21 protein-coding genes are annotated in these 21,820 nt (G+C 73.3%); 12 read left to right on the top strand and 9 right to left on the bottom strand.

From position 1 onward, the window contains the following. Nucleotides 1-107 precede the first annotated feature (107 nt). The 3 genes from ACH4OW_RS01205 to ACH4OW_RS01195 are packed head-to-tail and all read left to right on the top strand — an operon-like array spanning nucleotide 108 to nucleotide 3,623. Entirely contained in the window at nucleotides 108-1,427 is a 1,320-nt protein-coding gene (locus ACH4OW_RS01205; RefSeq protein ID WP_360135202.1) for a multidrug effflux MFS transporter, read from the top strand. Between the two features lie 56 nt (nucleotides 1,428-1,483). After that, nucleotides 1,484-2,599, top strand: coding sequence for a serine hydrolase domain-containing protein (locus ACH4OW_RS01200; protein ID WP_360135200.1), 1,116 nt, complete (start codon nucleotides 1,484-1,486; stop codon nucleotides 2,597-2,599). A 43-nt stretch (nucleotides 2,600-2,642) separates the two neighbouring features. Further along, nucleotides 2,643-3,623 carry a small ribosomal subunit Rsm22 family protein gene (locus ACH4OW_RS01195; RefSeq protein ID WP_360135198.1) on the top strand — a complete coding sequence of 327 codons (981 nt, stop codon included), beginning with the start codon at nucleotides 2,643-2,645 and terminating at the stop codon, nucleotides 3,621-3,623. Here ACH4OW_RS01195 and ddaH read toward each other — a convergent pair. Then, nucleotides 3,615-4,445: a dimethylargininase gene (gene ddaH, locus ACH4OW_RS01190; RefSeq protein WP_360135196.1), complete on the bottom strand. Its 831-nt coding sequence runs from the start codon at nucleotides 4,443-4,445 to the stop codon at nucleotides 3,615-3,617. The two genes, ACH4OW_RS01195 and ddaH, sit on opposite strands and share 9 nt — an antisense overlap. A 114-nt stretch (nucleotides 4,446-4,559) precedes the next feature. Further along, entirely contained in the window at nucleotides 4,560-4,742 is a 183-nt protein-coding gene (locus tag ACH4OW_RS01185) for a DUF6243 family protein (RefSeq protein ID WP_360135194.1), read from the bottom strand. Between the two features lie 124 nt (nucleotides 4,743-4,866). On the opposite strand from ACH4OW_RS01185, the gene ACH4OW_RS01180 reads away from it, so the two are divergent. Continuing rightward, the gene (locus ACH4OW_RS01180; RefSeq protein WP_360135192.1) at nucleotides 4,867-5,463 is read left to right on the top strand and encodes a TetR/AcrR family transcriptional regulator; all 597 of its coding nucleotides are present in this window, start codon (nucleotides 4,867-4,869) and stop codon (nucleotides 5,461-5,463) included. Nucleotides 5,464-5,656: 193 nt separating this feature from the next. Next, nucleotides 5,657-6,406: a bifunctional DNA primase/polymerase gene (locus tag ACH4OW_RS01175; RefSeq protein ID WP_360135190.1), complete on the top strand. Its 750-nt coding sequence runs from the start codon at nucleotides 5,657-5,659 to the stop codon at nucleotides 6,404-6,406. A 7-nt stretch (nucleotides 6,407-6,413) separates the two neighbouring features. Here ACH4OW_RS01175 and ACH4OW_RS01170 read toward each other — a convergent pair whose 3' ends face one another. From ACH4OW_RS01170 to ACH4OW_RS01155, 4 genes are all read right to left on the bottom strand, one after another. Further along, nucleotides 6,414-7,391 (bottom strand): hypothetical protein, encoded by a 978-nt coding sequence (locus tag ACH4OW_RS01170; protein ID WP_360135188.1) that lies wholly within the window; start codon nucleotides 7,389-7,391, stop codon nucleotides 6,414-6,416. Between the two features lie 160 nt (nucleotides 7,392-7,551). Beyond that, nucleotides 7,552-8,406 (bottom strand): heme ABC transporter ATP-binding protein, encoded by an 855-nt coding sequence (locus ACH4OW_RS01165; protein ID WP_398023991.1) that lies wholly within the window; start codon nucleotides 8,404-8,406, stop codon nucleotides 7,552-7,554. Next, entirely contained in the window at nucleotides 8,403-9,515 is a 1,113-nt protein-coding gene (locus ACH4OW_RS01160; RefSeq protein ID WP_360135184.1) for an iron ABC transporter permease, read from the bottom strand. Before ACH4OW_RS01160 ends, ACH4OW_RS01165 begins: the two co-directional genes overlap by 4 nt. A gap of 1 nt (nucleotide 9,516) precedes the next feature. Further along, entirely contained in the window at nucleotides 9,517-10,563 is a 1,047-nt protein-coding gene (locus tag ACH4OW_RS01155; protein WP_360135182.1) for an ABC transporter substrate-binding protein, read from the bottom strand. Nucleotides 10,564-10,702: 139 nt separating this feature from the next. Here ACH4OW_RS01155 and ACH4OW_RS01150 point away from each other — a divergent pair, with 139 nt between their 5' ends. The 3 genes from ACH4OW_RS01150 (at nucleotide 10,703) to ACH4OW_RS01140 (ending at nucleotide 14,655) form a co-directional block, all read left to right on the top strand. Beyond that, on the top strand, nucleotides 10,703-12,139 hold the full coding sequence (locus tag ACH4OW_RS01150; RefSeq protein ID WP_398023989.1) for an HtaA domain-containing protein: 1,437 nt from the start codon (nucleotides 10,703-10,705) through the stop codon (nucleotides 12,137-12,139). Nucleotides 12,140-12,184: 45 nt separating this feature from the next. Continuing rightward, complete coding sequence (locus ACH4OW_RS01145) at nucleotides 12,185-13,744, top strand: HtaA domain-containing protein (protein ID WP_398023987.1); 1,560 nt, start codon at nucleotides 12,185-12,187, stop codon at nucleotides 13,742-13,744. Between the two features lie 170 nt (nucleotides 13,745-13,914). Continuing rightward, entirely contained in the window at nucleotides 13,915-14,655 is a 741-nt protein-coding gene (locus ACH4OW_RS01140) for a PhzF family phenazine biosynthesis protein (protein ID WP_398023985.1), read from the top strand. 39 nt (nucleotides 14,656-14,694) lie between these two features. On the opposite strand, the gene ACH4OW_RS01135 is transcribed toward ACH4OW_RS01140, so the two are convergent. Next, on the bottom strand, nucleotides 14,695-15,384 hold the full coding sequence (locus tag ACH4OW_RS01135) for a heme oxygenase (biliverdin-producing) (RefSeq protein WP_398023982.1): 690 nt from the start codon (nucleotides 15,382-15,384) through the stop codon (nucleotides 14,695-14,697). 235 nt (nucleotides 15,385-15,619) lie between these two features. Then, a complete protein-coding gene (gene map, locus ACH4OW_RS01130; RefSeq protein WP_360135172.1) occupies nucleotides 15,620-16,477 on the bottom strand; it encodes a type I methionyl aminopeptidase in 858 nt (285 codons plus the stop codon). Between the two features lie 67 nt (nucleotides 16,478-16,544). Here map and ACH4OW_RS01125 point away from each other — a divergent pair, with 67 nt between their 5' ends. Next, the gene (locus ACH4OW_RS01125) at nucleotides 16,545-16,769 is read left to right on the top strand and encodes a hypothetical protein (RefSeq protein WP_398023980.1); all 225 of its coding nucleotides are present in this window, start codon (nucleotides 16,545-16,547) and stop codon (nucleotides 16,767-16,769) included. A 38-nt stretch (nucleotides 16,770-16,807) separates the two neighbouring features. Here the strand turns inward: ACH4OW_RS01125 and ACH4OW_RS01120 are convergent, their stop codons facing one another. Further along, nucleotides 16,808-18,169, bottom strand: coding sequence for an MFS transporter (locus tag ACH4OW_RS01120; protein ID WP_398023978.1), 1,362 nt, complete (start codon nucleotides 18,167-18,169; stop codon nucleotides 16,808-16,810). Between the two features lie 139 nt (nucleotides 18,170-18,308). Between ACH4OW_RS01120 and ACH4OW_RS01115 the strand changes: the two genes are divergently transcribed. From ACH4OW_RS01115 to ACH4OW_RS01105, 3 genes are read left to right on the top strand one after another with little or no spacing between them, the layout of a single operon-like run. Then, complete coding sequence (locus tag ACH4OW_RS01115) at nucleotides 18,309-19,424, top strand: exo-alpha-sialidase (RefSeq protein ID WP_398023976.1); 1,116 nt, start codon at nucleotides 18,309-18,311, stop codon at nucleotides 19,422-19,424. Beyond that, the gene (locus tag ACH4OW_RS01110; protein WP_398023974.1) at nucleotides 19,421-20,773 is read left to right on the top strand and encodes an ABC transporter substrate-binding protein; all 1,353 of its coding nucleotides are present in this window, start codon (nucleotides 19,421-19,423) and stop codon (nucleotides 20,771-20,773) included. The genes ACH4OW_RS01115 and ACH4OW_RS01110 overlap by 4 nt, the downstream gene beginning before the upstream one ends. Then, entirely contained in the window at nucleotides 20,770-21,777 is a 1,008-nt protein-coding gene (locus ACH4OW_RS01105; protein WP_398023972.1) for a carbohydrate ABC transporter permease, read from the top strand. The genes ACH4OW_RS01110 and ACH4OW_RS01105 overlap by 4 nt, the downstream gene beginning before the upstream one ends. The last annotated feature ends 43 nt before the right edge of the window (nucleotides 21,778-21,820 follow it).

Here is a 21,820-nt window from a genome sequence, read left to right as displayed (position 1 = left end):
GGTCCTAGGACCCCGGGCCCGGTACCAAGGTCCTGGCCGAAAGGGCGCCGGAGCCCGTTCCGTGCATGACACCATGGTCCAGACATCAATCATCCATGGAGACACTCATGACGGACTCCGGTACCGGAGCGGTAGAAACCCAGGACAGCGTTCCGATAGCCGGGCGGGACGCGCCGGCGCCGCCCGCCGCGTCCCGCCGCACCAGCCTGCTCGTCACCCTCGTACTCGGCGGCCTGACAGCGGTGCCGCCGCTCTCCATGGACATGTACCTCCCGGCCCTGCCGGAGGTCACCGACGCGCTGCACAGCCCGGCCGCCACCGTCCAGCTCACCCTGACCACCTGCCTCGCGGGCATGGCCCTGGGGCAGCTGGTCGTCGGGCCGATGAGCGACAAGTGGGGGCGCCGCCGCCCGCTGCTCGTCGGCATGGTCCTGTACGTACTGGCCACCGCGCTGTGCGCGCTGGCCACCAACGCCGAACTGCTCATCGCCTTCCGCCTGCTCCAGGGCCTGGCCGGCGCCGCGGGCATCGTCATCGCGCGGGCGGTGGTCCGCGACCTGTACGACGGCGTGGCGATGGCCCGCTTCTTCTCCACCCTGATGCTCATCTCCGGCGTCGCCCCCGTCGTGGCGCCGCTGATCGGCGGGCAGATCCTGCGGATCACCGACTGGCGCGGCGTCTTCGTCGTGCTCACCGTGGTCGGCGTGCTGCTGACCCTGCTGGTCTGGCGCCGCCTGCACGAGACGCTGCCGCCCGAGCGGCGGCACTCCGGCGGCCTCGGCGAGGCCCTGCACACCATGCGCACCCTCCTCGCCGACCGCGCCTTCTCCGGCTACCTCCTCGTCGGCGCGTTCGCCTTCGCCGCCCTGTTCGCGTACATCTCCGCCTCGCCCTTCGTGATCCAGGAGATCTACGGCGCCTCCCCGCAGACGTTCAGCCTGCTGTTCGGCGTCAACTCGGTCGGCCTGGTGCTGGTCGGCCAGATCAACGGCAAGGTCCTGGTCGGCCGGGTCAGCCTGGACACGGTCCTCGGCATCGGCCTGGGCCTGATCACCGCCGCCGCGACCGCGCTCCTGCTGATGGCGGGCGGCGTCTTCGGCACCGTCGGACTGTGGCCGATGGCCGCCGGGCTGTTCGTCCTGATGTCCGCGATGGGACTGGTCATGCCGTCGGCCAACACCAAGGCGCTGCTGCGCTCCGGGCACGCCGCAGGCTCCGCCTCGGCGCTGCTGGGCACCTCGACCTTCCTCCTGGGCTCCGTCGCCTCGCCGCTCGTCGGCATCGCGGGCGAGCACACCGCCGTACCGATGGCCGTGGTGCAGCTCTCCTGTGGCGTACTGGCGCTGCTGAGCTTCCTGGGACTGTGCCGCCCGTGGCAGCGTAGGGAGGAGACCGCCACCGGGACCGGCGAGAGGACCAGGCTCTGAACGCACCGAGGCTACGACGCGGCACCCCCGCCAGGGCGGGGCTCGACCCCGCCTGGATGCGGCGGCTCGTACGCGGGGTACGGGAGGCGACCGAGGGCCCGGAGCCCTGGTGTGCGGGGGCCGTGGTGCTCGCCGGGCGCGGCCCGGTCGTCGCGGCGGAGGAAGCGGCGGGCTGGGCGCTGCGCTACGCCCGCTACGACCCGGAGCGCGACCGCGGCGTGGAACTGCCCAGGGAACGCTGGGAGCCGATGCGCGTCGGCACCGTCTTCGACCTGGCCTCGCTGACCAAGCTGTACACCGCCGTCGTGGCGGTCCAGCAGGCCGAGCGCGGCCTGCTGGACCTCGACGCCGAGGCGGCCGGGTGGCTGCCGGGCTTCGCCGCCGGGATCACGGTACGCAGGCTGCTCACCCACACCTCGGGACTCCGCGCCGAGCTGCCGTTCTACGAGCGCAGGGGCCGCGCGGCCCAGCTGGCGCTGCTGTGGGAGGAGGCGGCGGCGCCCGCCGGCCCGGCGGGCGGGGCGTACCGCTACTCCGACCTCAACCTCATCGCCCTCCAGCTGGTGCTGGAGCGGCTCACCGGGCTGCGGCTGGACGCCCTCGTACGGGAGGGGATCACCGGCCCGCTGGGCATGGCCAGCACCTCGTTCGGGCCGCTGGCCCCGGCGGGCGTGGCCGCCACCGAGGACCAGCGGCGGCCGTGGGCCAAGGCGGACCGCGGCCTGGTGCGCGGCGCGGTGCACGACGAGAACGCGTGGGCGCTGGGCGGCATCGCCGGGCACGCGGGCCTGTTCTCGACGGCACAGGACCTGGCGGTGCTGTGCCGGGCCCTGCTCGGCGGCGGCGCGTACGGCACGGCCCGCATCCTGAGCGCCGAGTCGGTGGCGCTGCTGCTGGACCCGCCGGGCCTCGGCTTCGGCGTCGACCAGCCGTACTTCATGGGCGAGCTGGCGGGGCGCGGCGCGGCCGGGCACACCGGGTTCACCGGTACGAGCCTGGTGGTGGACCGGGCGACCGACACGTTCCTGGTGCTGCTGGCCAACACGGTCCATCCGCGGCGGCGCGAGGCGGGCAGCGCGCCGCGGGCCGCGGCCGCGACCCGGCTGGCGCGGGCGGTACGGGCGGGCCGCGGGGCGCCGGGGGCGGGCCCCGCCGCCTTCGGCGGGCTGTGAGACGCGTCCGGAGCCACCGCCCCGGCACCGTAAAATTGCCGGAATGCACGACGAACTGCGCGCCGCACTGGCCGGCCTGCTCGACGGCCTGCCGCCCACGCAGGCCGCGCGGGCCGTCGACCGGCTGATCGCCAACTACCGGGGCCGTACCCCCACCGACGCCCCGGTGCTCAGGGACCGCGCGGATGTCGCCGCGTACGCCGCCTACCGGATGCCCGCGACCTTCGAGGCCGTGCGGCACGCGCTGGACGCGTTCGCGGCGCGGCTGCCGGACTTCTCGCCCGCCTCGCACGTGGACATCGGCGGCGGCACCGGGGCCGCGACCTGGGCGGTGGCCGCCACCTGGGCGGGCCACCGCACCACCGTGTACGACTGGGCCGAACCGGCGCTGGAGCTGGGCCGCGAGCTGGCGGCGGGCGTGCTGCCGGACACGGACTGGCAGCGCCGGGTCATCGGCGAGGGCATGACGGTCCCGGAGGGCACGGACCTGGTCACGGTCTCGTACGTGCTTGGCGAGCTGCGCCCGGAGGCCCGCAGGGCGGTCGTCGGCGCGGCGGCCGGGGCGCGGGCCGTCGTCCTGATCGAGCCCGGCACGCCGGAGGGCTACCTGCGTATCCGCGAGGCCCGCGAGCAGCTGACGGACGCCGGGCTGCGCGTCGTCGCCCCGTGCCCGCACAGCGGCGCGTGCCCGATCGTGCCGGGCGCGGACTGGTGCCACATGTCCGCGCGGGTGACCCGCTCCTCGCTGCACCGCCAGGTCAAGGGCGGCTCGCTGCCGTACGAGGACGAGAAGTTCAGCTACGTGGCGGCGGTGCGCCCGGAGGCGGCCGCGGGCGCGGCGCCGTCCCGCATCGTCCGCAAACCCCAGCTCCGCAAGGGACAGGTCCTGCTGGACCTGTGCACGGAGGCGGGGCTGCGGCGGGAAACGGTCACCAAGCGGCACGGCGAGCGCTACAAGGCCGCCAGGAACGCCGAGTGGGGCGACGCGTGGGACGGCGCGCGGGACGGCGGGACGTCAGGCTGAGCGCAGCTCCTGCGTGCAGCACTTGACGCTGCCGCCGCCCTTGAGCAGCTCGGTCATGTCTATGCCGATCGGCTCGTAGCCGCGCTCGCGGAGCGGTGCGAACAGCCCCACGGCGGCCTGCGGCAGGAGCACGTGGCGGCCGTCGCTCACCGAGTTCAGGCCGAACGCCTCGGCGTCCGCCCGCGAGGCGATCAGGGCGTCGGGGAACAGCCGGGCCAGCACGGCCCGGCTGCCCGCCGAGAAGGCGCCGGGGTAGTACATGACCTCGGAGTCGGTCGTGTCGTCCAGGACGCACAGCGCCGTGTCGAGGTGGTAGTAGCGGGGGTCGACGAGGTCCAGGCCGATGACCGGGCGGCCGAAGTACTCCTGCGCCTCCGCGTGCGAGAGCGGGCTGCTGCGGAAGCCGCGCCCGGCCAGCAGCCAGGATGCGGTGACCGCGAAGTCGCCTTCGGCCTCGTTCACGTTCGCCGGCTCGCGGATCTCGGTGAAGCCGTGCTCGCGGAACCACTCGGCGTGCACCGCCTCCTCGCCGCGGCGCTCCTCGAAGGCGAACCGCGCGCCCAGCACCCGGCCGTCCACGACGGTCGCGCCGTTGGCGGCGAAGACCATGTCGGGCAGGTCCGGGTGGGGCCGCAGTTCCTCGACGGTGTGGCCGAGCGCGCGGTAGCGGTCGCGCAGCACCTCCCACTGGGCGAGCGCCAGCGGCAGGTCGACGGGTTTGTCCGGGTCCATCCAGGGGTTGATGGAGTAGCTGACCTTGAAGTGGGCCGGTGGGCACATCAGGTAACGCCGGGCCCGGGCGCTGCGCTGGGGTGTACGCAAGGAAGGCTCCTCAGGGTGCGGGGGACTCGGTAGGCGTACGGGGTGGTGTACGCGCTCAAATCGTGCACGGTGAGGAGCCGTTGGCGCAGTGGTCCGGCCGGGTGAATTCAAACCCTAGGGGGTTTGCCGGTCGGTGCGCTGTTCCTGGAGTTTGCGCAGCAGGGCGCGCCGCTGCGCCATCGGGTCCGTGCCGCCTCCCACGCCGTTGCCGCCCCGGCCGCCGCGCAGCGCGCCGCGGGAGAGCTTGCTGCGGGTGCCGCCGACGCCGAGCATGCCGCTCGCGTTGCCCTTGCTCATGAGGGTCATCTCCTTCGTCCGTCGGCCAACGAGACGTTTCGTCTCGTTCGCTACCGAGTCTGAACGAGACGCCGCGTCTTGTCAAGACGATACGTCTCGCCTCATGCGTCGGTAGACTCCCGGCATGGCCAACAAAACAGCGCCCGACGCCACCCGCCGCAGCGAACGCTCGCGTCGCGCCATCTTCGAAGCCGCCCTCTCCCTCGTCGGCGAGGTCGGCTACGAGAAGCTGACGATCGAGGGCATCGCCGCCCGCGCCGGCGTCGGCAAGCAGACGATCTACCGCTGGTGGCCCTCCAAGGCCGCCGTCCTGCTCGACGCCTTCACCCAGGACGTCGAGGGGTACGAGGCCGGACTGCCGGACACCGGCGACCTCGCGGCCGACCTCAAGTTCGTCCTGCGGGCCACCGCCGACGAGTTCAACGACGCGAAGTGGCAGGCGCCCTACCGCGCCCTCGCGGTGGCCGGCGCGAACGACGCGGAGCTGTCGGCGCGGTTCGTCGAACGGCTGCTGGAGCCCGGCATCAAGGTCTACGTGGACCGGATGCGGGCCGCCCAGGAGGCGGGGGAGATCGCGCCGGGCGTGGACGTGCGGGTGGCGGCCGAGATGGTGCTGAGCCCGTTCTCGCAGCGCTGGCTGATGCGGACCGGCGAGCTGACGTACGAGTTCGTCGACACGCTGGTCGACCAGGCGCTCGCGGGGCTGCGGCCGCGCGGCTGAGGCACCCGGATGAGGCGCCGGGGTCCCGCGGGGGGCGTGCAAGGTAAAGGAAGATGAACGAAAGGGAGTGGATAACGCCCGTAATGGTGCGATTCGCCCGTTCGTCGGCCACCCCGGATCCGTACTCCGGTCACCCGAGGAGGAGGATGGTGGCAGCATTGATCCCAGACCACCGCTCGAAGTGAGGGGATAGATGGAACGCAAGAGCAGGTTCTCCCAGTGGCTTCGCCGGCCGAAGAGCGGTTCGGACGGCGGCGATACGGACACGGGATCAGCGGCCGCACAGAGCCGCGAGGACCTGCTGCTGGCGGTCGCCGACGCGGGATTCCCGCTCGCCCCGGCAGCCCACCCCTCCGGCTACGGCTGTTCCTGTGAGCGCATCGGCTGTCCCACGCCCGGCCGGCACCCCGTCTCCTTCGGCTGGCAGACCGTCGCCAGCACCGACCGGGAGAAGGTCGCCGCCTGGGCGCGCGCCTATCCGCAGGCCAACTTCATCACCGCCACCGGCATCGCCCACGACGTCCTGGACGTCCCCGTCGAGGCAGGCAGCAGCGCGCTGGAGCGCCTGGAGGCGGCGGGCATCGACGTCGGCCCGGTCGCGCTGAGCGGCGCGGCGCTCGGGCAGGGCCGGATGCTGTTCTTCACCGCCACCCGCGGCACCCCGGACGACGAGGACGAGTGGTGGCCCTGCGAGCTGGACTGCCATCCGGAGACCATGGACGAGCACCCCGGCCTGCGCTGGCACTGCCGCGGCAGCTACGTGCTCCTGCCGCCCTCCCGCCTGCCCGGTGACCAGCCCTCGGTGTCCTGGCTGCGCGGCCCCGAGCGCCCGGTGCCGGACCCGCTGACGCTGCTGGAGACCCTCACCGACGCCTGCGCGGAGTACGCGGACCGGCAGCCCGACCACGACCACGAAGCGGCGGCCTGGCCGATCGGCCGCTGAACGGGCCCTACAGCGACTTGGCCGAGGTCTTGGCCTCCAGCCGGTGCAGAAAAGCGATCTTCTGCTGGGAGCTTGCCGCCGGGACCTTCACCACCTGCTCGGAGAGCGTCGTGAAGGTCATCCGGTCGGACGACTTCGCCGGACCGTCCATGATCCCCTTTATCTCCGGGGGAATGTTGATCCGCGAGCCCTCGGCGACGGTCTTCTGCTGGTGGTAGTAGGTCGAGAAGAAGACCAGCGCCCCGCCGTCCTTGGTCCGCAGCGCGACCGGCGCGAACCCCGACGCCTGGTCCTCGTACTGGATGCGGGCGCCCGGCTGCCGGCCCTGCTTCTCGCGCAGGGCCCGCCACCGGTCGGTGTGCGGGCCGGGCGCGAACACGTCACCCTTGCCGGTGTTCAGGTACGCCGCGTACGTCTCGCCCAGCTTGCCCGGCGCGACCTTGAGCCCCGAGTCCCCGGCGTCGGCCGGCACCACCTCGGCGAAGCCGTCCTTGTCCGTCTTGAACTGCGGTACTTCCTTGTCGGCCAGCGCCGACAAGTAACTGGCCTTCCACTTCGCGCCGACGGAGTCCCGCGTGAACACCAGGAACCACCGCGCGTTGTTGCGGTTGCTGACCGCGTCCGCGAGGAACACCTTCGGCCAGCCCGCCTGCTTGGGCACGGTAAAGGTCGGGTTGCGCAGCGCCAGCGGCGGGAACTTGGGGTTGCCCTGCGGGCTGATCGCGTGCCCCGCCTTGGTGAGCGCCTGGTCGACGGCGAGCAGCGAATCCGTCTCGTACGTCGGGTTCACCTTCGGGTCCAGCTTGCTGTTGGACGTGTTGAAGCCGTCGACGAACTGCTGGAGCGCCTTGCCCGCCTCGGCCTTCGACACCGCGGGGAGCATCTCCCGCTCGCCGTGCACGGTCATGCACCCGCTCAGGGTCAGCAGCGCCGCGCTCGCGGCGGTCATCGCTACGGGCACCCGGAACGGCGACCTGCGTGTCATGGGGCTCGGGCTCCTTCGGGGCGACCGGGGCCGGGGCGGCCTGGGCGGCCGCCGGGGTGGCGCGATTCGGCGCAACCCTACCGGGGAAGCCGACGGCGGCAAGCGCGGGGACCGGTACGGGCCCGCGCGCGGCACCGGCACGACCGCCACCGGCCGTGCCTCAGCGCTCACGCAGCGGCATGACCAGCGGTGTTCCGGTACGCGGGTGGCCGATCACCTCGACCGGCTGCCGGTAGACCCGGCTCAGCAGCTCCGCCTCGAACACCTCGGCGGGCGGGCCCTGCGCCGCGACCGTGCCGCCGTACAGCAGGGCCGCCCGGTCCGCGTACGCCGCGGCCAGCCCCAGGTCGTGCAGGACGACCGCCACCGCGGCCCCCGCCGCCGCCCGCTCCCGGCAGATCCGCAGCACCAGCTCCTGGTGGCGCAGGTCCAGCGCGGCGGTCGGCTCGTCGAGCAGCAGCAGCGGGGCGCGCTGCGCCAGGACGCGGGCCAGCGCCACCCGGGCCCGCTCGCCGCCGGACAGCGCGGAGAACGGCCGCCCGCCGAAGCCGGCCACCTCGGTCGCCGCCATCGCCTCCGCCACGGCGGCCCCGTCCTCGGCCTCGCGCGGCGTCCCGGCCCAGGGCGCGCGGCCCATCCGGACGACCGCGTCCACCGTGAACGGGAAGGACAGGGCGGCGGACTGCGGCAGGACCGCCCGGCGCAGCGCCAGTTCGGGCGCGGTCCAGGCGGTGGCGGGGCGGCCGTCGATCCGTACCTCGCCCGTGGTGGCGGGCAGGTCGGCGGCGAGCGCGGCGAGCAGCGTGGACTTGCCGGCGCCGTTCGGCCCGACGAGCGCCAGCACCCGGCCCGCGGTGACCTCCAGGTCCACCCCGTCCAGGACCGTACGGCCGCCCAGCCGCACACCGAGGCCGCGGGCCCGCGCGTACGCCGTGCCTTCGGCGACGGGTCCCGGCAGCGTGCGGGAGCGCCCCGCGAACCACCGCCCTGGCACCGGGAACCGGCCGCGGCTCATGCCCAGCCTCCCTGCTTGCGACGGGTCCTGCGCAGCAGCCAGAAGAAGAACGGGCTGCCGAACAGGGCGGTCAGGACGCCCAGCGGCAGCTCTGCCGGCCGGGCCACGGTACGAGCGGCGAGGTCGGCGGCGACCAGGACCAGGGCGCCGCCCAGAGCGCTGCCGGGGATCAGGAAGCGGTGCCCCGGCCCGGCGGCCATCCGCAGCAGGTGCGGGACCAGCAGTCCGACGAAGGTGATGACGCCGGCCACCGCCACGGCCGCAGCGGTGAGCAGGGCGACGACCACGACGAGGACGACGCGCAGCCGCTCCACGTCGACGCCCAGGTGCCGGGCGGGGCGTTCGCCGAGCGCCAGGAGGTCCAGCTTGCGTGCGTAGCAGGGCGCGAGGGCCAGCCCGGCGAGGGCGCAGGGCAGGACCGCCAGCACCTTGGGCCAGACGGCACCGGACAGCGAGCCGAGCTGCCAGAAGGTGATCTGGGAGACCTGGGCGTTGTCGGCGGAGAAGATGAACAGGCCGATCAGCGCCGCCGCGAAGGCGTTCACCGCGATGCCGGTGAGGATCAGCGTGACGACCTCGGTGCGGCCGCCGGAGCGGGACAGCGTGTAGACGATCAGGACGGTCAGCAGGCCGGTGGCGAACGCGCAGGCCGGTACGGTCCAGGTGCCGAGGAAGCCGAGGCCGAGCGCGATGGCGCCGACCGCGCCGACCGCCGCGCCCGACGAGATGCCGATGACGCCCGGTTCGGCGAGCGGGTTGCCGAACACCCCCTGCATGAGGGCGCCCGCGCAGCCGAGCGAGGAGCCGACGAGCAGCGCCAGGACGACCCGCGGCAGGCGCACGTTCCACAGCACGCTCTCGGCGACCCGGTCCAGCCCGGCGCCGCCCAGGTGCAGCCGGTGCAGCAGTGAGCCGGCGACGTCGCCGAGCGGGATGCGGTACGCGCCGAGGCCGGCGGAGAGCAGGCAGCAGAGGATCAGGGCGAGGGCGAGCCCGGCGGTCAGCAGGGCGGTACGGCCGCGGAACCGGCGGGCCAGGGACCGGTCGCCGGCGGCTGCCGGGAGGGGTGCGGAGGTGCCGGGCGCCGCCGCGCGGGGAGGAGCCGTCATGTCACTTCCCCTTGGCGTGGATCTGCTGCACGAGAGAGCGCAGTACGGCGTCGGTGCGCGGCCCGAAGTTGAGCAGCACCCCGTCGTCGACGGAGGCCACCCGCCGGTCCATCCCGGCCGGGGTCTCGGCCACGCCGGGGATCTTCACCAGCCCCTCGACGCCGCCGACGGACGCCAGGCCCTTGGTCATCACCAGGATCACGTCCGGCGCCGCCTTGGCCAGCGCCTCGCTCGTGATCGGCGTGAAGTCCTTCCCGAGTCCCGACGCCTTGCCCGCGTCGATGCCGCCCGCCGCCTCGATCAGCGAGTCGGCGCCGGACCCGGCGCCGCCGAGCAGGTAGACGGAGGCCGGGCCGCGCAGGTAGAGGAACGCCACCCGGGGCCGGTCGGCCGCCTCGGCGCCGTGCGGGATGTCCTTCTCCACGGCCTTGATCCGCTGGTCCGTACGGGACGTGAGGGCGTCGCCCGCCTTCCGTACGCCGAGCGCCGCGGCCACCGCGCCGATCCGGGCGTCCACATCGGCCAGTTCGGTCGCGGGCTCGAAGGTGACGACGGGGATGCCGGCGTCGCGGATCTGCGCGACAGCTTCCGCCGGTCCCGTGGTGGTGTCCGCGAGCACCACGTCGGGCTTGAGGGAGAGGACGTTCTCCGCCGAGACGTCGTGCGCGCGGGTCACCACGGGCAGCTTCTTCGCCTGGTCGAAGGTGGCGGTGATGTCGCGTGCGACGACCCGGTCGCCGAGCCCGAGGGAGAAGACGATCTCCGAGAGGGAGCCGGTGAGGGGCACGATACGGCCGGCCTCCCGGACCGTCGTGTCGTGGCCGTCGGCGGAGCGTACGGTCGCGGGCAGTTCGGGCCGGGGCGCGGGTCCGGACAGCGGCTCGACGCGGTCGGCCGCGGGCCGGGCGGCGGGCCGTCCGTGGGGGGCGGCGGTGTCCGCGCCGCCGTCGCAGCCGGTGAGCGCGAGGGCGAGGGCCAGGGCGGCGGCCAGTGCGCCGAGGGGGCGTGACGGGCGCCGGCTCCCCTGCTCCCGGAAGGTTGCTGGCACTGTCCCGCCTTTCTGTATACGCGAGTTCACCCGGGTCCGGTGGTGCGGCCGGTGCTCCGGGTGACTCCCGGGGTTCCGCTTCGACCGGGCTTAGCTTAGGTTAGCCTTACCTTAATCGCTAGCCCTGGAGGGGTCCCCGATGCTGCCGTTCAGACCGGTCAGCGGCCGTATCCGCGGCCGCGCCCGCCTGCTCGCCGCCGCCGCCCTGGTGGCACTGCCGGCGGCGACGCTGCCGGTGGCCGGCGCCTCCACCGCGCAGGCCGCGGCCCGCACCGTGGCGGGCGGCAGACTGGACTGGGGCATCAAATCCTCCTTCCAGTCCTATGTCACCGGGCCCATCGCCCACGGCAGTTGGAGCCTGACGGGCGGCGCGGCCACGGTCGGCGACAGCCGGTTCCGCTTCCACACCGCCACCGGCAGCTACGACCCGGACAGCGGCGCCCTGACGGCCGGCTTCTCCGGCGGCGTCCACTTCACCGGCCACCGCAAGCCGGACGGCTCGTACGAACTGGACCTGACCATCAGCCGCCCCCAGGTCGCCGTCGCCGGCGGACACGGCACCCTCTACGCCGACATGACCAGCAAGGAGAAGGGCACCGGCAAGGTCACCACGGCCGCGCGGGTGCCGCTCGCCACGCTCGGCCTCGACGGCGTCGACACCCGGGGCGGCGGCACGCCCATCGCGCTCGCCAACGTCCCCGCGAAGCTCACCGCACAGGGCGCACGGGCCTTCGCCGGCTACTACACGGAAGGCACCCAGCTCGACCCGGTGAGCCTGTCCGCCGACGTCCGCGCGGACGCGAAGCCCGGCCCGCAGCCCGGCCCTTCGGACAGCGGCGACGCGGACGGGAACCCCGAACGCGGTGCCGTCGCCGACGCCGCCGTCGACTGGGGCGTCCGCCGCACCTTCCGCGAGTACGTCACCGGCGGCATCGCCCACGGCGCATGGCACCTGTCCGGCGGCGCCCAGGACGGCGGCGCGCTCTTCCGCTTCCCGCGCGGCAAGGGCACGTACGACACCGGAGCGGGCACTCTCGACGCGGACTTCGCCGGCACCCTCCGCTTCACCGGCAAGAACCTGGACCTCACCCTCAGCGCGGTCTCCGTCGCCGTGAAGGACGGCCGCGGCACCCTCGCCGCCGACGTCACGACCGGCGGCACGACCACCGAGGGCACCCCGCTCGCCACCTTCGAGGCGAAGCGCCTCACCCTGGAAAAGGGCCTGATCAAGCTCACCGAAGCGCCCACGGAACTCACTGCCGAAGGCGCCAAGGCGTTCGGCGGCAGGTACCGGGCCGGCACCGCCATGGACCCCGTCTCGCTCGCCGTGGCCGTCGACAAGAAGGCCGCGCTCCCCGCGCTCCCCGACCTCGGCACCGACCCCAAGTCCGCCCCCGCGGACGGCGGGCAGGCGAAGAAGGCCGCCGCCACCGAACAGGCCGCCCCCGCCACGTCCGTGTCCGCCCGCACCCGCACCCTCGCCATCGCGGCCGGCGTGCTGCTCGTCGCCGTCGCCGCCTTCCTCGTCCTGCGCGCCCGCCGCCGTACGACCCCCGCGGCGCCCCCGCAGGACTGACCCCCACCGCACGTCCGCACCCACTCCCAAGGAGAGCCACCGACCATGGCCGCCATACGCCGCCCGCTCGCCCTCGCGGCAGCCATCGCCACCGCCGCCACCACAGCGGCCCTGTGCCTGCCGTCCACCGCCACGGCCGCCCCCGCGACCGGCGCAGCGGCGCCGAAACTGGAGTTGAAGAACGGCACCCTCGACTGGGGTGTCAAGGAGTCCTTCCGCAAGTACGTCAAGGGTATGGCGCAGGGCGACATCACCACCGCCGACGGCGCCCGCCAGGCCCCCGGCAACGGCCCGTTCACCTTCACCGACGGCACCGGCACCTACGACACGAGCACCCACGCCGTCGCCACCACCTTCAAGGGCAGCGTCCGCTTCACCTCGAAGGCACACGGCTTCGACATCGAGCTGGCGGACCTCAAGTTCGCCACGAAGGGCACGTCCGGCGCCCTCACCGCCGACATCACGGCGGCCGGCAAGACCCAGGGCGACGTGCCCCTGGCCTCGCTGGACCTGTCGGGCGTCCGGCCGGGCAGCGGCACGGGCGGCGCGATGACGTTCGCGAAGATCCCGGTGAAACTGACCGCCCAGGGCGCGAAGGCGTTCAACGACATGTACAAGGAGGGCCAGGAACTCGACCCGGCCACGCTGTCCGTGACGCCCGCGAGCACGCCGGGCAAGGGCGGCGAGGACAGCCGGGAGGGCCAGGGCGGAAAGGGCGGGCAGGGCAGCCAGGGCGGCACGACGGAAGAGCAGCCCGGCGGCACGTCCGGGAGCGCGTCCGGCTCCCACCCGGGCCCCGGCCCGGCCGCTCCCCGCAAGAAGCCCGCCGAGCAGCCCGCCGCCACGCCCTCCTCCGGAACCGGCACCGCTTCCGCAGCCGCCGCCGGCAAGATCGTGGACGGCAACCTCGACTGGGGCGTGAAGAAGTCCTTCCGCGACTACGTCACCGGCCCCATCGCGCACGGCAAGGCCGAACTCGCGGGCGGCGCCGCCACGTCCGCCGCCGGCTACCGCTTCCCCAAGGGGCACGGTACGTACGACAGCGCCAAGGCCGCCGTCGCCGCCGAGTTCAACGGTTCGGTCCGCTTCACGGGGCACGCGGGCGCCCTCGACCTGACCTTCGCCCACCTCAAGGTCAAGGCCGCCGGCACCAAGGGCACGCTGGTGGCGGACGTCTCGGCCAAGTCCCGCGCCACCGGCAAGGTCACCAGCACGCCCGGCATGGCGGTCGCCGACCTCAAGATCCCGGCCGGTGCCCTCACCGCCAAGGACGGCGTCGTCACGCTCGAGAACGTGCCCGCGACGCTGACCGCGGCGGGCGCCAAGGCGTTCGAGAACTACCCGGCGGGCCAGGAACTCGATCCGGTGACCGCAGTCGTCACCGTCGACCCCGGTGCCCAACTCCCGTCCGCCGGTGACGCGTCGGGCACGTCGGGCGGTACGTCGGGCGGTACGTCCGGCGGTGCCAGTTTCACCAGCGGCAGTGCCTCGCTCGCGGCCACCGGCTCCGCCACGCCGACCGGCGCGCTGGCGGGCGTGGCCGCCGCGCTGATCGCGGCGGGTGGCGCCGCCACGTACGCCGTACGCCGCCGCGCCACCCGGTAACCACCGGCCGGGCCCCCGCATCCCCGGGCCCCGCACCCCCTGGGGCCGCCTCCCCCCACACCCCACACACAGGCGCCCCGGGCTCTGGGGACCGTACCCGCCGCGCAGCCTCCGCGCGGCGGGTACTCGGCGTTCCCGGGAACGGAACGCGCCCGAGCGACAATGTCCCCATGACAGCGCCCCACGTGCCCAACACGCCCAACACGCCTCACCAGTCACAGCCGCGCCAACTGCACGTTCTGCGCGTCTTCTGCGGTCCCGGCGGCCGGGGCGGCAACGAACTGGGCGTCGTACGGAACGGCGCCGCCGTGCCGGGGGAGGCGGCCCGCCGGGCCCTGGCCGCCGAACTGGGTTTCAGCGAGACCGTGTTCCTGGACGACGCGGGCGGCACGGAGGGTGCGGACGGTGCCCGCGTCGACATCCACACGCCCAGCGTGCGGCTGCCCTTCGCCGGGCACCCCCTGGTCGGCGTAGCGTGGCTGCTGCGGCACCTCGGGCGCCCGGTGGGCACCCTGCGGCCGCCGGCCGGGGAGGTGCCGGTCACGTACGAAGGGGAGTGCGTGTGGGTGCGCGGGCGCCCGGAATGGGCCACGGGGCGCCGTACGGAGGAGTACCGGACGGTGGCGGACGTGGAAGCGCTGACCAGCCCGCCGCCGGGGGAGGGGCCGCTCTACGTGTGGGCCTGGCAGGACCGAGGCGCGGGGACCGTACGCGCCCGCTTCTTCCCGCGCCGCGGCGACGGCATCACCGAGGACGAGGCCACGGGCGCCGCGGCCCTCGCCCTCACCCACGAGCTGGGCCGGGCCCTCGACATCCGCCAGGGTGCCGGCTCCCGCATCCTGACGCGCCCCTGCCCGGACGGCACGATCGCCGTGGGCGGCCACGTCCTGCCCGTCGCGGGGCGGCCCTGACGGGCGGCGCCCGCCCGCTCACGCGCCGAGCGGGAACTCCTACGCGCTGAGCGGGAACTCCTCCCTGAGCTCGCGGAAGACCGCCGTGTTCAGCGCGAAGGCGCGCTTGCACTCGTCGACCACCCGCTGCTTCTCCAGGTCGTCGACCGGCAGCGCGTCCAGCAGCTCGCGGTACTCGCGCTTGAACGCGGCGGGGTTGCCTATGCCCTCGAAGACGTAGAAGCGCACTCCGTCGCCCTTGCGGGCGAAGCCCCAGGTCTTCTCGGCCGTGCCGCGGATGATCTGCCCGCCGGAGAGGTCGCCGAGGTAGCGGGTGTAGTGGTGCGCGACATAGCCGGCGGGCCACCGGCGGGCGCATTCGGTGACGCGGTCGGCGTACGCGGCGGTGGCGGGCAGCGGCTCCAGGCCGGTGCGCCACGCAGGGCCGCCGAGGTGGGCCAGGTCCCGTTCCAGTGCGGCCGTGCGGGCCAGTTCCGGGCGGAGGAACGGCCCGGCGACCGGGTCCTCCGCGAGGGCCTCGGAGGCGCCCTCCAGCGCGCGGTAGACGAACCACAGCTGCTCGGTGTAGCGCCGGTAGGCCGTGACGCCGAGCCTGCCGCCGAGCATGTCGCCCATGAAGGACGAGTTCTCGGCCTCCGTGTGCTGTTCGTGCGACGCGGTGCGGATCAGCGTGGAGAACGGCACCGCCGTATCGGCGGGCACGGACGGGGTCGAGCTGGGCGCGGCCAAGGCGGACCTCCGGGGACCGATGGGGTGCGTACGGGATCAGATTGTGCTTAGTTAGGCTTACCTAAGTCAACCTGTTCCCGACGTCCTGTCGGTAAAACCTTACGCGTGCCGACCACCGTGGCGCAGGGGAAGCGGGAGAAGCCGGGGGAACGGGAGCCGGGCAGGACGCCGACGAAAAAGCGGTACCGCGCGCCCTCGCGTCGGCGCGCGGTACCGCCTCGGACGGTGGTGCCCCCTACGGCAGCGTGAGGATCTCCGTGCCGGTCTCCGTGACGACGAGGGTGTGCTCGAACTGGGCGGTGCGCTTGCGGTCCTTCGTGACCACCGTCCAGCCGTCCTCCCACATGTCGTACTCGTGGGTGCCCAGCGTCAGCATCGGCTCGATGGTGAAGGTCATCCCGGGCTTGATGTCGGTGGTGTGGTGCGGGCTGTCGTAATGCGGGACGATCAGCCCGGAGTGGAAGGACGAGTTGATCCCGTGGCCGGTGAAGTCGCGGACCACGCCGTAGCCGAACCGCTTGGCGTACGACTCGATGACCCGCCCGATGATGTTGATCTGGCGGCCCGGCTTCACCGCCTTGATCGCCCGGTTGAGGGCCTCGCGGGTCCGTTCGACCAGCAGCTTCGACTCCTCGTCCACGTCGCCGCACAGGTACGTGGCGTTGTTGTCGCCGTGCACGCCGCCGATGTAGGCGGTCACGTCCAGGTTCACGATGTCGCCGTCCTGGAGGACGGTCGAGTCGGGGATGCCGTGGCAGATGACCTCGTTGACCGAGGAGCACAGGGACTTCGGGAAGCCGCGGTAGCCGAGGGTGGACGGGTACGCGCCGTGGTCACACATGAACTCGTGGGCGACCCGGTCCAGTTCGTCGGTGGTCACGCCCGGTGCGATCAGCTTGGCGGCCTCCTCCATCGCCTGGGCGGCGATCCGCCCCGCGATGCGCATCCGCTCGATCGTTTCGGCGTCCTGCACTTCCGGGCCCGTGTACGGGGTGGGCGCGGACTTGCCCACGTACTCGGGGCGCGGGATCGAGGCGGGGACGGGGCGGGTGGGGGAAATCTTCCCCGGGACAAGAAGCGACTGGCCAGACATGCCAGCGAGTGTATCCGCGGCCCATCGGGCAGGATGGCGGCACAGGAGTCGCACAGAGGAGGCCGTGATGGCGCTGTTCAAGAGGCGGGCGGCCGGCAAGCCCGGCGAGTGGTACTACTGCCTCAAGCACGGAACGGTCGAAGAGGGCCCCCAGTGCCGCGCCGCCGACCGCTTCGGCCCGTACGCGACACGCGACGAGGCGACCCACGCGATGGAGACCGCGCGCGAGCGCAACCAGGAGTGGGAGACGGACCCGCGCTGGCACGAGAAGGGTCCGGAGAACCCCGCGTAGCCCGGGGGCCGGCGCGGCGTCCCCGCGCCGGCCCCCTGCTACGCCGCCGTCGCGGTCTCCGGCTGCGCGCCGCGCGCCGCCCGCATGCGGACCGCGTGCTCGTTCGTCCGCGCGTCGTAGGCCAGCAGCTTCGGGAGGGCCAGCGCCAGCGCCGCCACCCCGGCGAAGCAGAGCAGGCCGCCCGCCCAGACCGAGGTCCGTACCGAAGTGACGGCCGCCATGCCGCCGGAGCGGACCTGGCCGAGCTGGGGCCCGACCGAGTACGACAGGAGTTCGATGCCCGCGAGCCGGCCCCGCAGCTCGTCGGGGATGGTCTGGTTCCACATGGCGGAGCGGAAGATGCCGCTGACCATGTCGCAGGCGCCGGCCGCGGCCAGGCACAGCAGGACGAGCCAGGCATTGGGCACCCAGCCCGCCGCGGTCATCGCCAGCCCCCAGGCCGCCGCCGCGAACAGCACCGCCCGCCCGTGCCGGTGCACCCGCGACGTCCACCCGCTGGTGAGGCTGACCATGCAGGACCCGGCGGGCAGCGCCGCGTACATCAGGCCCAGCGACCACGGCGCGTCCAGGTCGTCCGCGAGGAACGGGAAGATCGCCATCGGGAAGGCGAAGAGCATCGCGGTGACGTCGATGGCGTACGTGCCGAGCAGTTCCTTGCGGTTCCAGGCGTAGCGCGCGCCCTCCCATATGCCGCGCAGGGACGGTTTCTCCGCGTCGTGCGAGGCGGGCGAGGGGGCGAGACGGACGCTGAGCGCCACGGAGACCGCGTAGGTGACGGCGTCGATCGCGTACGCCCAGCGCAGCCCCGCGTAGGCGAGCAGGACGCCGGCCAGCGCGGGCCCCGCGATGGCGCCGACCTGCCAGCGCAGGGCGTTGAGCGCGGAGGCCGCGGGCAGCTGGTCGTGCGGGACGATGCGCGGCACGATCGAGTCGAGGGCCGGGCGCTGGAGGCCGGTCAGTGCGCTGGTGGCGGCCACGATCACGTACAGCGGCCAGATCAGCGGGTTCGGCAGCAGCGTGTTGATTAGCAGGAGTACCGACAGCAGCCCGAGCGCCGCCTCGGTCCACACGATGAGCTTGCGGCGGTCCATGGAGTCCGCGAGCGCGCCGCCGTACAGGCCGAAGACGATCAGCGGCACGATCTCCACCGCGCCCACCGCGCCGACCGCGAGCGTCGAGCCGGTCAGCTCCTTGAGCTGGAACGGCACCGCGACGAGGGTGAGGAACGAGCCGAAGACGGTCACCGCGCCGGCGCACCACATCCGGCGGAAGTCGGCGGAGGAGCGCCACGGCGCCAGGTCGGGCAGCAGCGCGGCGGCGCGGCGGGAGCGCGGCGGGGGGTGGTCTTTCTCGGTCACAACGGACCATCGTGCGGCGGCACCGGCCGGCGGGCAACGCATTTACGGGCGGGGACGCGGCGGGGACCCGGGCGCACCGGCCGGGTCCGCCGGACGTGTGACGCGCCTTGACGGCCAGTTGGGGCCTCCCTATGGTCACGCTGACAGAGGACGTCCTACGTCCGGCCGTCGGGGAGGACCCATGGCTCACGAGACTTCCCTACCGTTCCGCGCCGGTTCCGAGGGATACGCGAGCTTCCGCATCCCGGCCGTGGTCACCACCCGCCCCCCGGCCGACGGCGGCCAGGGCACCCTGCTCGCCTTCGCCGAGGGCCGGGTGCACAGCGCCGCCGACCACGGCGACATCGACATCGTGCTGAAGCGCTCCGCCGACGGCGGCCGCACCTGGGGCCCGCTCCAGGCCGTCGCCCGCAACGGCACCGGTACGGCGGGCAACCCGGCCCCCGTCGTGCTGGACGGCGGCCGGACCGTCCTCGTCCACGTACGCAGCGCCGCCACCGCCACCGAGGACCGCATCCGCCGCGGCCTGGTGTCCGCCGCCGACGCGCGGCGCGTCTGGGTGCAGCACAGCGACGACGAAGGCGTGACGTGGAGCCCGCCGCGCGAGATCACGGCACAGACCAAGCGCTCCAACTGGCGCTGGTACGCCACCACCCCCGGCCATGCCCTGCAACTCCGGCACGGCCCGCACGCCGGCCGCCTGGCCGTCCCCGCCAACCACTCCATCGCCCCCACCGTCCCGGGCGACGACGGCACGGAGGGCCGCTACAACGGCGGCCACGTCCTGCTCAGCGACGACGACGGCGCGAACTGGCGCATCGGCTACACCGACAGCAACCCCAACGGCTACATCAACGCCAACGAGACGACCGCCGCCGAACTCCCGGACGGCACCCTCTACTTCAACACCCGCAACGACTCCCCGGCCCCCGGCAACCGCGCCGACGCGCACTCCGCACCCGTACACGGGGGCGAGCAGCTGATCAAACCCTTCCGGCCGCAGGCCGGGCTGGCAGGACCCGTCGTCGAGGGCAGCGCGCTGCACCTGGACGAGCCCGGCGTCCTGCTCTTCTCAGGACCCGCCGACCCGGACGCCCGCGCCCTGATGACCGTACGGGCCAGCCGGGACCGCGGCCTGACCTGGTACGACGCGCACACCGTCGACGGGCTTCCGGCCGCCTACTCCGACCTCGTACGCATCGACGCCGCGACCGTCGGGCTGCTCTACGAGACGGGCGACTTCAGCCCCTACTCGACGATCACCTTCCGCCGCATCCCCGTGGAGGAGCTGGCATGAGCACCGGTTCGTACGACAGCGCCCGTGCGCCCCGGATACGGCGCCGGACCCTGCTCGGCGGGGCCGCGGCCGCCGCCGGTCTCCCGCTCGCCGGCTGCGGCGACGGCGACGGGGACGGCGCCGCCCCGAAGGAGCGCAAGAAGGGCCAGAAGATCACGCTGTCGTTCTGGTCCTGGGTACCGGGCATCGACAAGCCGGTGGACCTGTGGAACAGCGAGCACCCGGACGTGCGCGTCGAGGTGGAGAAGGTGTCCGCGGTCGACGGCCGCCAGTACGCCAAGATGCACGCCGCCGTGAAGGCCGGGAACCCGCCGGACCTCGCCCAGATCGAGTTCCCCGTCGTCCCGAGCTTCCTCCTCGACAACGCCTTGATGGACCTGTCCGCGCTCGGCGCCGCACGCTACAAGGACCGGTTCGTGGGCTGGCAGTGGCAGCAGTCGGTGTTCGGCAAGGGCGTCTACGCCATCCCGCAGGCGTCCGGCCCGATGGGCTTCTTCCTGCGCCAGGACCTCTTCGACAAGTGGAGCATCCAGCTCCCGCAGACCTGGGACGAGTACGAGGAGGCCGCCAAGGCCGTCCGCAGGCAGGACGCCTGGATCGAGACGTTCGCCCCCACGAACGGCAACCGCTTCGCCGGCCTGGCCTGGCAGGCGGGCGCCAAGTGGTACGCAGCCCAGGGCGACACCTGGACCGTGCACATCGACGACGAGCCCACCCGCAAGGTCGCCGACTACTGGGAGTCCCTGGTGCGGCGCAAGCTCGTCAAGACCATCCCGGACCGGCAGAACGCCTGGTACAAGGACATCCAAACCGGCGCCATCCCCGCGTGGATCGGCGCGAGCTGGGGCGACGCGCTGCTGGCGGGCAACGCGCCCGGCACCGCGGGGAAATGGCGCGTCGCGCCCCTGCCCCAGTGGCAGAAGGGCGCCAACGACCACGCGAACTGGGGCGGTTCGACCACCGCCGTCTTCGCGAAGGCCGCCTACCCCAAGGACGCGCTGGACTTCGCCGTCTGGCTCGACTCCGACCCGCGCTCCATCGCGCTGCTCATCAAGGGCGGCTACGGGTTCCCGAGCGCCAAGAAGGGCTACGCCACCACCGACCTCGACGTGTACCGCGACTTCTTCGGCGGGCAGGCGTACAGCAAGGTCTTCGCGGACGCGGGCGCGCACGTCGACACGAGCTGGCAGTGGGGGCCGGGCGTGGACACCCTCTACCAGCGGCTCGGCGACGCCTTCACCGAAGCGCTCGACAGCGGCGGCACGTTCCGGTCGGTGCTCCGGACCGTACAGGCGCAGACCGTCGCCGACCTGCGGGGCAAGGGCCTGAAAGTGGAGAGCGGCGGGTGAGCGGACGAGACGGGGGACAGACCACTACCGGGCGCGTACGACGCACGCATCCCACCCGCCTCACCCATCCCACCCGCCTCACCCACCGCCCCCGCCTTACCCGTACCGAAGCCCGCAACGCCCGAGCCGCCGCCGCCTTCGTCCTCCCCTTCCTCACCCTCTTCCTCCTCTGCTTCATCGCCCCCATCGGCTACGCCGTCCACCAGAGCCTGCACCGCACCGAGCGCACCGGCCCCCTCGGCCTGGGCGGCCGGGAGCGCGAAGTCTTCGCGGGCCTCGCCAACTACGCGCACGCGCTCGCCGACGACCGCTTCCTGACCGGATTCGGCCGGGTCCTGCTCTTCGGTGTCGTGCAGATACCGCTGATGATCGCGCTGGCGACCGTGCTCGCGCTCCTCCTGGAGAGCGCGAGCGCACGCGGCGTCACCTTCTTCCGCAGCGCCTTCTTCCTGCCGTACGGCGTCCCCGGCGTCATCGCCTCCATCCTGTGGGGCTTCCTGTACGTACCGGGCATCAGCCCGCTGGTCGAAATCGCCGGATCGCTCGGCTGGCACGTGGACTTCCTCGCCCGCGACACCGTCCTGTGGTCCATCGCCAACATCGTCCTGTGGCAGTTCACCGGCTACAACATGCTCGTACTGATCTCCCAGCTCAAGGCCGTACCGGAGGAGCTGTACGAGGCGGCGCGCATCGACGGCGCCAACGCCTGGCACATCGCCCGCCACATCAAGATCCCGCTGATCCGGCCCGCACTCGTGCTGACCACCGTCTTCAGCATCATCGGCACGCTCCAGCTGTTCGCCGAACCGATGGTGCTGCGGCCCCTCGCCGCCACCATCGACTCCGGCTTCACCCCCAACCTGCACGCCTACAGCGAGGCGTTCGTCAGCAACAACCAGCACGTCGCCGCGGCCGAGGCGGTGCTGCTGGCGCTGGTCGCCTGCGTACTGTCCTTCGGCTTCCTGCGGCTGGTCGGACAGCGCGGCGAGGGGAGCGTCAGGTGAACGGCGACGGGAGCGTCAGGTGAGCAAGACCACCGTTGGCAAG

Source organism: Streptomyces sp. NPDC017056, assembly GCF_044332485.1.
Lineage (GTDB): Bacteria > Actinomycetota > Actinomycetes > Streptomycetales > Streptomycetaceae > Streptomyces.
Note: the sequence above shows the minus strand (reverse complement) of the source record. Positions and strands in the feature narration are given on the sequence as shown.

Excerpts from the sequence above, each read along its gene's own strand:
- ACH4OW_RS01110 (WP_398023974.1), top strand. The coding sequence starts at position 19,421 with ATGAGCACCGGTTCGTACGACAGCGCCCGTGCGCCCCGGATACGGCGC.
- ACH4OW_RS01170 (WP_360135188.1), bottom strand. The coding sequence starts at position 7,391 with ATGACACGCAGGTCGCCGTTCCGGGTGCCCGTAGCGATGACCGCCGCG.
- ACH4OW_RS01140 (WP_398023985.1), top strand. The coding sequence starts at position 13,915 with ATGACAGCGCCCCACGTGCCCAACACGCCCAACACGCCTCACCAGTCA.
- map (WP_360135172.1), bottom strand. The coding sequence starts at position 16,477 with ATGTCTGGCCAGTCGCTTCTTGTCCCGGGGAAGATTTCCCCCACCCGC.
- ACH4OW_RS01150 (WP_398023989.1), top strand. The coding sequence starts at position 10,703 with ATGCTGCCGTTCAGACCGGTCAGCGGCCGTATCCGCGGCCGCGCCCGC.
- ACH4OW_RS01160 (WP_360135184.1), bottom strand. The coding sequence starts at position 9,515 with ATGACGGCTCCTCCCCGCGCGGCGGCGCCCGGCACCTCCGCACCCCTC.
- ACH4OW_RS01115 (WP_398023976.1), top strand. The coding sequence starts at position 18,309 with ATGGCTCACGAGACTTCCCTACCGTTCCGCGCCGGTTCCGAGGGATAC.
- ACH4OW_RS01145 (WP_398023987.1), top strand. The coding sequence starts at position 12,185 with ATGGCCGCCATACGCCGCCCGCTCGCCCTCGCGGCAGCCATCGCCACC.
- ACH4OW_RS01125 (WP_398023980.1), top strand. The coding sequence starts at position 16,545 with ATGGCGCTGTTCAAGAGGCGGGCGGCCGGCAAGCCCGGCGAGTGGTAC.
- ACH4OW_RS01120 (WP_398023978.1), bottom strand. The coding sequence starts at position 18,169 with ATGCGTTGCCCGCCGGCCGGTGCCGCCGCACGATGGTCCGTTGTGACC.
- ACH4OW_RS01195 (WP_360135198.1), top strand. The coding sequence starts at position 2,643 with ATGCACGACGAACTGCGCGCCGCACTGGCCGGCCTGCTCGACGGCCTG.
- ACH4OW_RS01200 (WP_360135200.1), top strand. The coding sequence starts at position 1,484 with ATGCGGCGGCTCGTACGCGGGGTACGGGAGGCGACCGAGGGCCCGGAG.
- ACH4OW_RS01185 (WP_360135194.1), bottom strand. The coding sequence starts at position 4,742 with ATGAGCAAGGGCAACGCGAGCGGCATGCTCGGCGTCGGCGGCACCCGC.
- ACH4OW_RS01165 (WP_398023991.1), bottom strand. The coding sequence starts at position 8,406 with ATGAGCCGCGGCCGGTTCCCGGTGCCAGGGCGGTGGTTCGCGGGGCGC.
- ACH4OW_RS01175 (WP_360135190.1), top strand. The coding sequence starts at position 5,657 with ATGGAACGCAAGAGCAGGTTCTCCCAGTGGCTTCGCCGGCCGAAGAGC.
- ACH4OW_RS01180 (WP_360135192.1), top strand. The coding sequence starts at position 4,867 with ATGGCCAACAAAACAGCGCCCGACGCCACCCGCCGCAGCGAACGCTCG.
- ACH4OW_RS01205 (WP_360135202.1), top strand. The coding sequence starts at position 108 with ATGACGGACTCCGGTACCGGAGCGGTAGAAACCCAGGACAGCGTTCCG.